The 12,923-nt window shown below is 75.1% G+C and carries 13 protein-coding genes; 5 read left to right on the plus strand and 8 right to left on the minus strand.

Annotated elements, in window-relative coordinates:
* The 5 genes from A5481_RS32160 to A5481_RS05830 all read right to left on the minus strand — a co-directional run.
* On the minus strand, positions 1 to 531 hold a 531-nt coding region (locus A5481_RS32160; RefSeq protein WP_082984895.1), incomplete at its 3' end, for a DUF3306 domain-containing protein.
* Positions 528 to 1,037, minus strand: a complete 510-nt coding sequence (locus A5481_RS05815) for a DUF3305 domain-containing protein (protein WP_048435514.1) — start codon at positions 1,035 to 1,037, stop codon at positions 528 to 530. The genes A5481_RS32160 and A5481_RS05815, both read right to left, overlap by 4 nt.
* On the minus strand, positions 1,037 to 2,044 hold the full coding sequence (locus A5481_RS05820) for a DUF6352 family protein (RefSeq protein ID WP_048435513.1): 1,008 nt from the start codon (positions 2,042 to 2,044) through the stop codon (positions 1,037 to 1,039). The genes A5481_RS05815 and A5481_RS05820 overlap by 1 nt, the downstream gene beginning before the upstream one ends.
* 9 nt (positions 2,045 to 2,053) lie before the next feature.
* Complete coding sequence (locus A5481_RS05825) at positions 2,054 to 2,614, minus strand: DUF6505 family protein (protein ID WP_048435512.1); 561 nt, start codon at positions 2,612 to 2,614, stop codon at positions 2,054 to 2,056.
* Positions 2,611 to 3,276, minus strand: coding sequence for a biotin/lipoate--protein ligase family protein (locus A5481_RS05830; RefSeq protein WP_053082479.1), 666 nt, complete (start codon positions 3,274 to 3,276; stop codon positions 2,611 to 2,613). Before A5481_RS05830 ends, A5481_RS05825 begins: the two co-directional genes overlap by 4 nt.
* A gap of 206 nt (positions 3,277 to 3,482) precedes the next feature.
* Here A5481_RS05830 and A5481_RS05835 point away from each other — a divergent pair, with 206 nt between their 5' ends.
* The gene (locus tag A5481_RS05835; RefSeq protein ID WP_048435515.1) at positions 3,483 to 5,450 is read left to right on the plus strand and encodes a 4Fe-4S dicluster domain-containing protein; all 1,968 of its coding nucleotides are present in this window, start codon (positions 3,483 to 3,485) and stop codon (positions 5,448 to 5,450) included.
* A gap of 3 nt (positions 5,451 to 5,453) precedes the next feature.
* On the opposite strand, the gene A5481_RS05840 is transcribed toward A5481_RS05835, so the two are convergent.
* The 3 genes from A5481_RS05840 to A5481_RS05850 all read right to left on the minus strand — a co-directional run bounded on the left by A5481_RS05840 (position 5,454) and on the right by A5481_RS05850 (position 7,732).
* Complete coding sequence (locus A5481_RS05840) at positions 5,454 to 5,918, minus strand: hypothetical protein (protein ID WP_048435511.1); 465 nt, start codon at positions 5,916 to 5,918, stop codon at positions 5,454 to 5,456.
* A 10-nt stretch (positions 5,919 to 5,928) separates the two neighbouring features.
* Positions 5,929 to 6,369, minus strand: a complete 441-nt coding sequence (locus A5481_RS05845) for a hypothetical protein (protein WP_048435510.1) — start codon at positions 6,367 to 6,369, stop codon at positions 5,929 to 5,931.
* A 76-nt stretch (positions 6,370 to 6,445) separates the two neighbouring features.
* On the minus strand, positions 6,446 to 7,732 hold the full coding sequence (locus A5481_RS05850) for a hypothetical protein (RefSeq protein WP_048435509.1): 1,287 nt from the start codon (positions 7,730 to 7,732) through the stop codon (positions 6,446 to 6,448).
* A 132-nt stretch (positions 7,733 to 7,864) separates the two neighbouring features.
* Between A5481_RS05850 and A5481_RS05855 the strand changes: the two genes are divergently transcribed.
* The 4 genes from A5481_RS05855 to A5481_RS05870 all read left to right on the plus strand — a co-directional run bounded on the left by A5481_RS05855 (position 7,865) and on the right by A5481_RS05870 (position 12,914).
* A complete protein-coding gene (locus A5481_RS05855) occupies positions 7,865 to 9,094 on the plus strand; it encodes a GTP-binding protein (protein ID WP_048435508.1) in 1,230 nt (409 codons plus the stop codon).
* Positions 9,095 to 9,097: 3 nt separating this feature from the next.
* On the plus strand, positions 9,098 to 9,382 hold the full coding sequence (locus A5481_RS05860) for a hypothetical protein (RefSeq protein WP_048435507.1): 285 nt from the start codon (positions 9,098 to 9,100) through the stop codon (positions 9,380 to 9,382).
* A gap of 485 nt (positions 9,383 to 9,867) precedes the next feature.
* Positions 9,868 to 10,932, plus strand: coding sequence for a molybdopterin-binding protein (locus A5481_RS05865; protein ID WP_048435506.1), 1,065 nt, complete (start codon positions 9,868 to 9,870; stop codon positions 10,930 to 10,932).
* Entirely contained in the window at positions 10,929 to 12,914 is a 1,986-nt protein-coding gene (locus A5481_RS05870) for a molybdopterin biosynthesis protein (protein ID WP_064503820.1), read from the plus strand. The genes A5481_RS05865 and A5481_RS05870 overlap by 4 nt, the downstream gene beginning before the upstream one ends.
* Positions 12,915 to 12,923 lie beyond the last annotated feature (9 nt).

Below are 12,923 nucleotides of genomic sequence, written 5' to 3' on the forward strand. Positions count from 1 at the left end.
CAGCACGACGGTCTGAGCTTCGATCAGAACCGTAGCACCCTCACCCCCATCCCCTCTCCCACTCGGGAGAGGGGGGCTGCCGGCGCTCGCTCCGTCATTTTTGGGATTATCGGAAGCATTTTTCTCCTCCACACCCCCGAACACCTTCTCGACCATCGCCCGCACGTCCTCGGCCGAGATCGCGCCGCCGGTGCCGGGGACGCCGCCGGGGGTGTTCCAGTCGTAGGCGTATTCCCGCGCCTCGCTGACGAAGTCGCGGATCGCCGGATCGATCGACCACATCCGGCGCAGGGCCGCGTTGCGCAGGACCCGCGGCACGCCGGCGCGCAGGAACGGGGCGAGATCGGTCGCGGCGGTGAGGGCGTCGAGGGAGGGGAGCTGCGCCAGTTCCTCGGGGCTCAAGGAGGCCTCGTCCTCCGTCGGCGCGGCGGCCGGCGCGACCGGTGTCGCGGCCTCCGGCGCGGGATCCGGGGGCCGGCGCGCCTCGTCGCGCTTGCGGCGCGACCAGCGGGCGAGGAAGCCGTCGCTCACGGCTCCTCCGGCCGGCGCCGGGCGCCGCCCCCCTGGCGGGCCAGCGCCTCGGGGTCGGCCCGGTCGCGCTTGCGCTTGTGGAACACCCGCTCGACGTGGAACGCCCGGTAGAAAGCGCCGACCTCGGCCTGGATCTCCGGTGGCATCGGCACCGCCTCGACGATCTCGCCGATGCCCTCGGCGAGCGATTCGCCCTCGTAGGGATCGGCCGTCACGGTGGCGACCGCGTAGGTGTCGGGGCCGGTCTCGCGCAGGGCGACCCAGAGCGAGGGCCGGGCCGCCGCGAGGTTGTCGCCGTAATGCGCCGTCTCGGCCGGGTGCAGCTCGACCTCGTAGGCGCCGGCATAGAAGGTCTCCTCGTCCTCCGAGGCCGAGAGGCGGGTCCAGGGCGCGGTGCCGGGCATCCCGGGCAGCACCGCCACGGGCAGCCAGGCATGGCTCGCCCACGGGCCCTTCAGCTTGCGCCGGGCGACGACGACCCCGACGGAGATCAGCTGCGTGCTCATCAGGCCTCTCCCGTCGCGACAACCGGCAGGCCGGCGATCAGGTTCTGCGGCTTCATCGTCACCAGCCGGTCCGGGGACATGGCGAGCAGCAGGTAGACCGGCCGGCCGCCGAGGCGCGGATCGGCCCTCGCGGGATCGTCGATCGTGAGCCGGAACAGGGCCAGCACCCGCTCGCGGGTCGCGGCATCGACCGCCTCGCCGCGCCACAGACCGTTGCCGATCCGCGTGCCCTCCGCGTCGAGCCCGACGAACCAGCGCCAGTCCTGATCCTCGATCGCGGAAATCGGCGCGACCGTCACGGCGACCGAGAGCAGGTGGCGCAGGAAGGCCTCGATCGCCCGGGCGAGTCCCTCGCGGCTCCTCGGGTCGGAGCCGAGGTTGAGCGCCATGCTGAACGCATCCGACCGGCTCCAGTAGGTCCAGGCGGTGTCGGCGGTCAGCACGTCGAGCTCGGAGACCGGCTCGCGGCCGAGCATCGCGACGAGCGGCGACGGCCGGCCGGCCCCCTCGACCTCGTCGATCAGCTCGGCATCGGCGAGCAGCAGCGTCCCGTCGCCGAGCGAGGCGCGCTGCGGGCGGAAGAACAGCTCGGCGGCGCGCAGGGTGTAGGGGTCGTCGCAGCCGTCGAGCGCGTTGCGTAAGGTGAGGTGCACGAGCTGGTTGAGGAAGAGCGGCGGCGTGCCGGCGGCCCCCCGGCGGACGAGGTCGAGATAGGCCGCCTCGACCGAGCGGGCGGCGAGCAGCCGGTCGCGGAAGGCGAGGATCAGCTCCCAGTTCTCGCGGGCATCCGCATCGGCCAGGGCCGCGATCTCCGCGGGCGCGACCGGGCGCCGCGGATCGGCGAGGAGCGCGGCGTGAAGCGCCCGCTCGGCGTCGCAGGCCTCCTCCGGCGGCATCAGCTCGGGGCGGGCGAGATAGGCCAGCAGCAGCTCGTCGGTGACGACGAGCCCGCCGCCCGCGTCGCGCCGCGTGAGGTGGTGGCCGCTCGAGACCCAGAATTCAGGCATGACGGGCTCTCAGGACGGGTTCCGGTTGAGCAGGCCGGCGAGGTCGACCCGCTCCTCGGGCTCCTCGTCGGTCTCGTAGAAGTCGAAGGCGCGGGCATAGGCGTGGCGCCGGTCGGTGCCGGGAACGGTGCCCTCCCGCGGGCGCAGCGCCCGGAAGCGCTCGCGGATCTCGCCGTCCTCGATCGTGCGGTGGAGCGCCAGCACGGTGCCGACCGGCGGGCCGCACAGGGACTCGGCGACCGCGATCTCCTCCCGGGCGGCCGCCTCGGCGCTCTCGCGATCCGGCGCGCCGAGGCGATCCCGGACTTGGGCGGCGAGGGCATCGATCACGGCGTCGCGCTCGGCCTCGCTCGCCTCGCTCACCACCACCAGGGTCGAGAAGCCGAACGACGCGATGCCGACGAAGCCGGCCCGGAACGCCGCCCGCTCCTTGCCGGCGAGGGAGGCGGGATCGGCGTCGAGGAACAGGAAGCTGCCGGTCACCGCCCATTCGCCGGGCGGGGCGGCCCGGGGGAAGACCAGGGTGTCGGAGGGGTCGAGCCGCAGGGTGCGCGGCAGCTTGAGGCTCACAGGCGCGGGCCTCCCCGGGCCGGGTCGAACCAGCCGGTCCCGTCGAGGGCGAGCGGCCCGTCGGCGGCGTCGAGATGATCCCTTGCGCGATCGACCGCCGCCGCCGGCCCGTCCTCGGCCCAGAGCGACAGGCCGCGCAGGAGGTGACGGGCGAAGCTCTCGACCAGCGCGTCGCCGCCGGCCTCGAAACCCTCCTCCTCCAGCGAGGTCGAATCGGGGGTGTGGCCGGGATCGCCGGCCTCGCGCTTCGACGCGATCAGCATGAAGGAGAACACCAGCCAGTCCGGCACCGCCTCCTCGGGGCAAGCGGCCGGCCAGGCGAGGCGCCCGCCGCCGAGGCGGGCGCGGTCGAAGACCAGCGTGCCGCGCGCATCGAGGATCACCGGCTTGTCGGGCGGCGCGTGGCTGCCGACCGCCTCGGCGAGGGCGGTGAGGCCGACGAGCCCGACGCGGCGGGCGAGAGCCAGCGGCTCCTCGGGCGCCAGCACCACGGCGACGTCGACGAGACCCGGCCGCGCCCCGACCACCAGGGTGCCGGCGGCCTCGCCGTCCGCCCCGGCGAGCGCGCAGGCCCGGTCATGCGCCGTCCCGGCCGCGGCGGCCAGGCGCAGCGGGTGGAAGGCCGGGGGCAGCATCAGGCTCTGCGGGTCGGGCACGGTCATGAGGGATGTCGGGGAGCGCCTGCGCGCACGTGTCGGGTCGTTCTTTTTAACGGCTCGTATATAGCGCTTCACCGGTGAACAAGGGGCATGACGCCCCAGGGGCGGCCCGCGGACGTCGCAAGGGCGTCCGGAGCGGGCACGAGGCCCTGTCGGAGAGTGACGTGGTGTCGGATCGGATCGTGATCGCCTGCTCCTGCGAGGGCAGCATGCCCCTCGACGCGGCGGCGATCGGCAAGGCCTGCGGCGGACGACTGGAGACGGGCGACCAGCTCTGCGGCCGCGAGCTCGAGCGGGTGCGGGCGGCGCTGGCCTCCGGCAGCCCCGTCACCGTGTCCTGCACCCTCAAGGCGCCGCTGTTCCGCGAGGTGGCTGAGGAGCTGAGCGCCGGGGACAGCGTCGCCTTCGCCAATATCCGAGAGACCGCCGGCTGGTCGGCGCAGGGCGGCGCGGCGGGCCCGAAGATGGCGGCGCTCCTCGCCGCCGCCGCCGAGCCGGCGCCGGCCCCGGCGAGCGTCAGCTTCGAGAGCCAGGGCGTGGCGCTCGTCTACGGCCGCGACGAGGTCGCGGTCGAGGCCGGCCGGCGCCTCGCCGACCATGTCGACGTCACGGTGCTGCTCTCCCGCCCCGGCGAGGTGGCGCCGCCGCGCTCGAGCGAGGTGCCGGTGCTGAAGGGCACCGTGCGGGCGGCGACCGGGCATCTCGGCGCCTTCTCCCTGCGCGTCGACGACACCGCCCTGCCGCTGGCCTCCTCGCGCCGGACCCTGGAATTCGGGCCGTCCCGGGACGGGGCGACCTCGACCTGCGACATCGTCGTCGATCTCACCGGCGGCACGCCGCTCTTTCCCGCGCACGAGCTGCGCAGCGGGTACCTGCGCGCCGATCCCCGCGACCCGGCGGCGGTGGAGCGCGCGCTGTTCGAAGCCTCCCACCTCGTCGGCACCTTCGACAAGACCCGCTTCGTCGACTTCCACGCCGACCTCTGCGCCCATTCGCGCTCGCGCATCACCGGCTGCACCCGATGCCTCGACGTCTGCCCGACCGGCGCCATCGCGCCCGCCGGCGACCACGTCGCGATCGACCCGCATGTCTGCGCCGGCTGCGGCTCCTGCGCCTCGGTCTGCCCGACCGGCGCGGCGGCCTACGCCCTGCCGCCGGCCGACGCGCTGATGCGCCGCCTGCGCACGCTGCTTGCCGCCTACCACAAGGCCGGCGGCACCGCCCCGGTGCTGCTGATCCACGACGAGGCGCACGGCGCTCCCCTGATCGACGCGCTCGCGCGCTTCGGCAACGGCTTGCCGGCCGACGTGCTGCCGGTGCCGGTCAACGAGGTGACCCAGGTCGGTCCCGAGGCGGTCGCGGCGGCCTTCGCGTACGGCGCGGCCGGAGTGCGGTTCCTGGTCCGGGCGCGCCCCGCGCACGACATAGCGGCGCTCGCCCGCAACGCCGCGCGGCTCCAGACGGTGGCGGATGCCCTCGGCTACGGGGCCGGCGTGGTCGCGCTCATCGAGACCGACGACCCGGACGCCCTCGGCCTCGCCCTCGCCGAGGGGCCCCGCGGCACGCCGGCCCCGACCCCGTCGGGCTTCATGCCGGACGGCGACCTGCGCGGCGTGCTGCGCTTCGCGGTCTCGGAGATGCATCACGCCGCGCCGCGTCCCGTCGACCGGGTGCCGCTCGATGCCGGCGCGCCGTTCGGCGGCCTCGATTTCAAGACCGAGGCCTGCACCCTCTGCCACGCCTGCGTCGGCGCCTGCCCGACGGGGGCGCTCGCCGACGATCCCGACCGCCCGCGCCTGACCTTCGCCGAGAGCGCCTGCGTGCAATGCGGCCTGTGCGCCGCGACCTGCCCGGAGGACGTGATCGGCCTTGTGCCGCAGCTCGACTTCGCCGCCTGGGCCGCGCCGCGCCGGGTCCTGAAGGAGGAGGAGCCGTTCGACTGCATCGCGTGCGGCAAGGCCTTCGGCACCCGCAGCACGATCGAGCGGGTGATCGGCACCTTGCGCGACCGCCACTGGATGTTCGCCGGGCCGGCGGGCGAGGCGCGGATCAAGGCCCTGATGATGTGCGACGGCTGCCGGGTCTCGCACGTGCTGACCGAGGGCTTCGACCCGCACGCGGCGGAGCAGAACAAGCCCCGGACCTCGGAGGATTACATCCGGGCGCGGCAGGGGTGAGGGTCAGGCCTTGAGCTCGCCGGCGATCCGGTACAGGTCGCCGATGATGGTCGGGACGTCGATCCCGGTCGCCAGGGTCGCGCCGTGAGCGATGCCGTTGCGCAAGCCGTAGTAGCGAATCGTCCTGCGATAGGCGTCGGAGGCGACGTTGAGCCGGTCGAGCACCAGCGCAGCCCGATCCTCGAACTTCGCCCGCATGTTCTCCGGGTCGTGCGCGTCCCAGGCGCGGCGATCTTCCCAGCGGATGCTGCTGCGGCGGTTGCGGACCGCGAGCTCGGCGACCCGGTTGATCTCGGCCTCGAGCTGGCCCCAGATGAGGATGAAGTAAGCCGAGTCGTGGATGCGTTGCTTGTGCTCGACGCGACCGATGCGGGCGATGTCTGCCGCACGCTCCGCCTGGACGAGTTGCGCGTCCAGGCTTGTTGCAAACTCCGAGTAGACGGCGGTGATGGCCGCCAGGTCCTTCACGGAACGTCCCTCATTGGATGGCTCCGGCGAGCGTCGTCCGCGAGAGAGGCTCCACGGCAAGGCGGTCCAAGGCGGGGGCGATCGTCCAGCGAGGCTGCGCGAAGAGGCCGGACCGATCGATGATCAGGAACTGGCCGTTGCGCGCCGAGAGGTCGACCCGGCCGTTCACACCGATGATCCAGAGGCCTCGCGGCACGAGAATGCCAACCTCCACGTCCGCCTCGGAGAGGCGCAGGACCGGCAGCCGGATCGGCGGAACGCCGTAGGCACGCATCACCGGCTCGTCCATGACGGTCGTGTCGCCCCGGTCGGCGCCGAGATGCGGGAACCAGTCGGCGATCTCGCGATACAGGTCGTCGATCCGCATCCGCCAGTCGACGATCCGCGCGCGCAGATGTTCCGCGTCGAGCACGACCCCGTCTTCCGTCAGCTCTTCGATGACGCTCAGCATGACGATCTCCGCCGCACAATGTCCCGCCCGCCCGAGCACCTGTCAACGTCCGAGATGACGCTGAGGCAGATCCGCCTCACCGCGTCGCCGCCTCCAGGAACCGCACCAGGGCCGCCCGGTCCTCCACCGCGGGGATCGTCTGCTCCGGCATCTTGGTGCCGGGGGTGAATCGGGCGGGGCCGATCTCGAACAGCCGCGCGATGGTCTCGGCGGTCCACACGATGTCGAGTTGCCGGAAGGCGGGGGAGTAGGGGTAGTCCGGCACCGCGGCGATGCGGCGGCCGAGGACGCCGTGGAGCGTCGGGCCGGCGCGGTTGCCGCTGCCGGGCGTCAGGGTGTGGCAGGCCTCGCAGGCGCGGAAGACCTCGGCGCCGCGATCGCCGGCGTAAGCCGCCAGCGGGTCCGCCGGGCGGGCCATCGCCAGCGGGCCGATCGGCTCGCCGGTGGCGAGGTCCCAGCGCCGCACCAGCCGGTCGCCGCCGCCGGTGATCAGCTCGTCGGGGCCGCGGAAGGCGAGCGACCAGACCGGCAGGCCCGGCCCGACCAGGGTCAGCCGCACCCGCATCTCGGCCCGGTCGACGACCGCGACGGCGCCGCCCACCGTCGCGGCGGCGATCCGGCGCCCGTCGGGCGACAGCGCCAGCGCCACCACCGGCCGCGGGCCGACCTCGAGGCTCGCCCGGACGGTCCCGTCCGGGCGCAGCAGGTGCAACCGGCCGTCGGCGCCGGCCGCCGCGATCTCGCCGTCGGGGGCGGCCGCCACGGCGTTGACCGGCGCGTCGAGCGGCACCGTCAGCGGCGCGCCCGCCTCGGGCCAGATCCGCACCGTCGCGTCGTAGCCCGCCGTCACGAGGCGGCCGTCGGGCAGGAAGGCGACGCCGTTGACCGGGCCGCGATGCCCCTCCCGCACGAGGGCCGGCGACCCGTCGAGGGGGGTGATCCTGGCGGTGCCGTCCCAGGACGAGGAGGCGATGCGTCGCCCGTCCGGCGCCACCGCGAGACCGGAGACCGGGCCGGCATGGCTGAGGAGGATCCGCTCCGGCTCGGGGCCCGCGCGCCAGAGCGCGATGCGTCCGTCCTCGGCCCCGGTGAGGATCCCGCCGTCGGGCAGGAGCGCCACCGCGTTCACCGCCCCGTCGTGGAAACGCAGGATCCGCAGCGCCGCTCCGTCCTCGACCGACCACAGGATCGCCGAGGCGTCGAAGCTGCCCGAGAGCGCCCGGCTCCCGTCCGCCGTCACCGCGAGGGCCCGCACCGGGCCGCCATGGCCGCGCATCGGCGCCTCGGCGCGGGCGGCGAGGGGCAGCACGGCCGGAAGGAGCCCCGTGAGGGCGAGGAGAACGAGACGGGAGCAGGCGGGCATGCGGGAGGTCCGGACCGGGCGGTCCGGGTCTACGCGCCCGGGCCGCCGGGCGGGAAGGGGCCGGAGTGCCACGGGTCCGCGGCGCCTTGACAGGGAAAGCAATGTTATATTGTTACAGATCTGGAGGTACCCATGCCTGAGATCCGCCCGTCCGACGCCCGCCCCCGCGATTCCCGCCTGCCCGTCACCGTCCTGTCCGGCTTCCTCGGGGCGGGCAAGACGACGCTGCTCAACCACGTTCTCGCCAACCGCGACCGCCGCCGCGTCGCCGTGATCGTCAACGACATGAGCGAGGTGAACATCGACGCCGACCTCGTGCGGGCCGGCGGCGCCGACCTGTCGCGGACCGACGAGCGCCTGGTCGAGCTGACCAACGGCTGCATCTGCTGCACCCTGCGCGACGACCTGATGCAGGAGGTGCGCCGGCTGGCCGGGGAGGGGCGGTTCGACGCGCTCCTGATCGAGGGCACCGGCATCGCCGAGCCGCTCCCCGTCGCCTCCACCTTCTCGTTCCGGGCCGAGGACGGCCGCTCGCTGTCCGACGTCGCCCGCCTCGACACGATGGTGACGGTGGTCGACGCCGTGAACCTGCTGCGCGATTACGGCTCGCACGATTTCCTGCGCGACCGCGGCGAGACGGCGGGCGAGGAGGATACCCGCACCCTGGTCGATCTCCTGGTCGAGCAGATCGAGTTCGCCGACGTGGTGGTGATCAACAAGGCCGGCGACGTCTCGCCCGAGCAGCGCGACCGCGTGCGCGCGGTGGTGCGCGGCCTCAACGGCGATGCGCGGATCGTCGAGGCCGAGTTCGGCCGGGTGCCGCTCGGCACCGTCCTGGAGACCGGGCTGTTCAGCGAGGAGCGGGCCCAGACCCACCCGCTCTGGTACCGGGAATTGTACGGCGCCGCCGAGCACGTGCCGGAGACCGAGGAATACGGCGTCGCCTCCTTCGTCTACCGGGCCCGCCGGCCGTTCGACCCGGGCCGCTTCGACGCCTTCACCCGGGAGACCTGGCCGGGGCTGATCCGCGCCAAGGGCCATTTCTGGCTCGCGACCCGGCCGGACTGGGTCGGCGAGTTCTCGCTCGCCGGGGCGACCGCCCGGGTGACGCCGCTCGGCCGCTGGTGGGCGGCGGTGCCGCGGGCGCGCTGGCCCGAGCATCCGGAGTGGCGCGAGGTGCTGGCGCGGCACTGGAGCGAGACCTGGGGCGACCGGCGCCAGGAACTGGTCTTCATCGGCACCGGATTCGACGAGGCGGCGATCCGGCGCGCCCTCGATGCCTGCCTCGTCGGCGGCGAGGACGGGCCCGTGACGGCGGACCGGACCCTGCCGGACCCGTTCCCGGCCTGGGGGGCGGCCTGAGCCGTGTTCCCGAGCCTCGGGACCCTGCGCGCCCGGGCCCCGGAGCAGGCTTCGGCGCGCCGGGACCTCGCCGCCCGGGTCCGCCGGGTCCTGGCACTCGCCGAGGAGGACGCGCTGTCGGTCAACGAGATCGCCTGCACGGATCGGGGCTGCCCGGGCATCGAGACGGTGATCCTGGTGATGCGCGTGCGACAGCCGACCCGGGCGCTCAAGATCGCCAAGCCGATCGAGGCGGTGACCGATGCCGATGTCGGCGCCGCAATGTCGGCCGTGGCGGAGCAGGGTTAGGGACGGGCAACCGTGACCGGCTCCCTTGCCCGGGGCCGGACGGGAGAGGCTTCGGGACGGCGGAGCGGACGCCGCCGGGCCTTCGCGGAGGCACGATGCCGCCGCCCCTTCGAACGGATGCGTTCGAAGGGGCCGGGCAAGCCTGCAAGGCGACCCTGTCCTCGCGTCGGCGCCGATGCGCCGGACGCTTCGGCATCGACGTGTCGATGCCGAAGCGCGAGGGGACGCGACGATCGCGGAGAACCGGGCCGCGCCGGAGGGATGGAGCCGGGCCGTCCGGTCCTGCCGGCGTAACGCGCTCCGCCGGCGCCGCACTTCCGCGACATTTTCTCCGCCGGCTCCTCCGCCCGCCGCCGAAACCTTGATCCCGTCAGGCGCTTGGCCCATCGCCTCGATGCCCGCCCCGGGACCAGGGAAAGCCGCATGGCCTCGCCACTCCTCACGGGCGCCCGCCGGTGATCCCGCGAGCGCCCACCACCGCGCTGATGCCCGTCGCCGAGGCGGTGACGGCGCTCGTCGCCCTGGCGCGCCCGGTCGCGGTCGCGGCGATGCCTCCGGCCGAGGCCGTCGGCGCCGTGGCGGCGCGGGATGTCGCCGTCGAGACCGGCCTGCCGGGGGCGCGCACCGCCCTGCGGGACGGCTGGGCGGTGGAGGCGGCCGCCGTCGTCGGCGCCTCGCCCTACGTGCCGGTGCGGCTGGCGCGGGCGCCGGCCTGGGTCGAGGCCGGCGATCCGCTTCCCCCCGGCACCGACGCGCTGCTGCCACCCGAGGCGATCGGGGCCGACCCGCGCGAGATCGAGGCCGAGACCGCGCCCGGGGAGGGCACCCGCGCCCCCGGCACCGAGCTGCCGGCAGGCGCGCGCCTCGTTGCGGCGGGGGAGCGGGTGACGCCGCTCCACGCCCTCGCCCTAGCGGCGGCCGGTCTCGACCGCGTGACCGTGCGCCGCCCGCACCTGCGCCTGCTCGCGGCCGCGCCCGACACCCTGTCGCCGCTGCTCGGCGCCTGGATCGCCGCCCGAGGCGGCACCGCCGAGGTGGTCCCGCGGCCGGCGGAGGCCGACGCCCTCGCCGCGGTCCTGGCGCGGCCGGGCGCCGACGCCGTTCTGGTGATCGGCGGCACCGGGCCCGGGCGGCGCGACGCCGGGGCGGATGCCCTGGCCCGGGCCGGGCGCCTGCACGCCCACGGCCTCGCCCTGCGCCCCGGCGAGAGCGCCGGCTTCGGCACGGCGGGGGACAGGCTGGTGCTGCTGCTGCCGGGCCGGCCCGATGCCTGCCTCGTCGCCTGGCTCGCCCTCGGCCGGCCGCTGCTGGCGGCGCTCTCCGGCGCCGCGGCCGACCCGCCGGTCATCCTCCCGCTCACCCGCAAGGTCGCCTCGGTCATCGGGCTCACCGAGGTGGTGTTCCTTCGCCGCGTCGCGGCCGGGGCCGAGCCCCTCGGCGGGGCCGAGATCCCGCTCCACCGGCTGGCCTTGGCCGATGCCGCCCTGCTGGTGCCGCCGGCCCATGAGGGCTATCCCGCCGGCACCCCCGTCGAGGTGCTGCCGCTGTGACCGCTTCCCCCACCGACTCCTTCCTCGCCCGCCTCGCCGCGGCCTCGCGCCAGGAGCAGTTCCTGGCGGTGGTGAGCCGGGACGAGGCGATGGCGCGCTGGCGCGAGGCCGTGCCGCACGCGCCCCTGCCGCCCGAGACCGTGCCGCTCGACGAGGCGCTCGGCCGGGTGCTCGCCGTCGACATCGCCTCGCCGATCGACGTGCCGCCCTTCGACCGCGCCCTCGTCGACGGCTTCGCGGTCCGCAGCGCCGATACCGAGGGGGCGAGCGAGGCCGGCCCGCGCCGCCTCGTCCTCAACCGCGAGATCCTGGCCTGCGGCGTCGCGCCCGCGCTCACGGTCGGCCCCGGCACCGCCACCCCGATCGCCACCGGCGGGGTGCTGCCCCGCGGCGCCGACGCGGTGGTGATGGTCGAGGCGACGGAGTTCGAGGACGGGCCGGAGCCGGCGATCGCGCTCGCGCAGGCGGCCGGTCCGGGCCGGTTCGTCGGCTATGCCGGCGCCGACATGGCGCGGGGCGAGACGGTCCTGCGCCGCGCCACCCTGGTCACCGCCCGCGAGATCGGCATGCTGGCGGCCTGCGGCCTCGCCGACGTCGCGGTGGTGCGCCGGCCGCGCGTCGCGGTGCTCTCGACCGGCGACGAGCTGGTGGCGCCGGGCCGGCCCCTGGCCGCGGGCCGGCTCTACGATTCGAACGGCGCCATCGTGGCGGCGAGCGTGGCCGAGAACGGCGGGATCGCCGTGCCGGGCGGCATCGTGCCGGACGACGAGGCGGCGCTGCAGGCCGCGCTCGCGACGGCCCTGGCCTCGGCGGATCTCGTCGTCCTGTCGGGCGGCACCTCGAAGGGGGCGGGCGACGTCTCGCACCGCATCCTGGCGCGCCTGGGCGAGCCCGGCATCCTGGTCCACGGCGTGGCCCTGAAGCCCGGCAAGCCGCTCTGCCTGGCAAAGGCCGGCGACGTGCCGGTGGTGGTGCTGCCGGGCTTTCCCACCTCGGCGATGTTCACCTTCCACGAATTCGTGGTGCCGCTGATCCGGGCGCTCGCCGGCTTAGCCCCCCGCGAGGAGGAGACCGTCGCGGCGCGCCTGCCGCAGCGCCTGCCCTCCGAGCTCGGCCGCACCGAATACGTGATGGCGGCGCTCTCCCGGGGGAGCGACGGCCCGGGACGGGACGGCTTCGTGGTCCTGCCCCTCGCCAAGGGCTCCGGCGCCGTCACGGCCTTCTCGCAGGCCGACGGGTTCTTCGCCGTGCCGGCGAACCGGCCCGGGATCGAGGCCGGCGAGACCGTGCTGGTGTCGCGCATCGGCCGGGCGGCGCGGCCGCCGGACCTGATGATCGTCGGCAGCCACTGCCTCGGCCTCGACCGGGTGGTCTCGCACCTCGCCGGCCGCGGCGTCTCGGCGCGCACCCTCTGGGTCGGCTCCGCCGGGGGGCTCGCCGCCCTGCGCCGGGGCGAGTGCGATCTCGCCGCCATGCACCTGCTCGATCCCGAGACCGGGCGCTACAACGCACCCTACCTCACCCCCGGCCTCGCCCTGGCGCCGGGCTGGCGACGGCTGCAGGGCGTGGTGTTCCGGAAAGGGGATACCCGCTTCGAGGGCGGCTCGGCGGAGGGTGCGGTGGCGGAGATCCTCGCCGAGGGGGACGCCGTGATGGTCAACCGCAATACCGGCGCCGGCACGCGGGCCCTGGTCGAGGGGCTCCTGAACGGCGCCCGGCCGGCCGGCTACTGGAACCAGCCGCGCTCGCACAACGCCGTGGCGGCGGCGGTGGCGCAGGGGCGGGCCGATTGGGGCGTGGCGATCGCCACGGTGGCGCAGGCCTACGGCCTCGGCTTCCTGCCGCTGACCGAGGAGCATTACGACTTCGCCTACCGGGAGAGCCGCCGCGACGAGCCGGCGCTCGCCGCGTTCCTGGCCCTCCTCGACGATGCCGCGCTGGCGCCCGACCTCGCCGCCCTCGGCTTCACCCGGGGGGGGTGAGAGAGGATG

This window comes from Methylobacterium platani, from assembly GCF_001653715.1.
GTDB lineage: Bacteria > Pseudomonadota > Alphaproteobacteria > Rhizobiales > Beijerinckiaceae > Methylobacterium > Methylobacterium platani.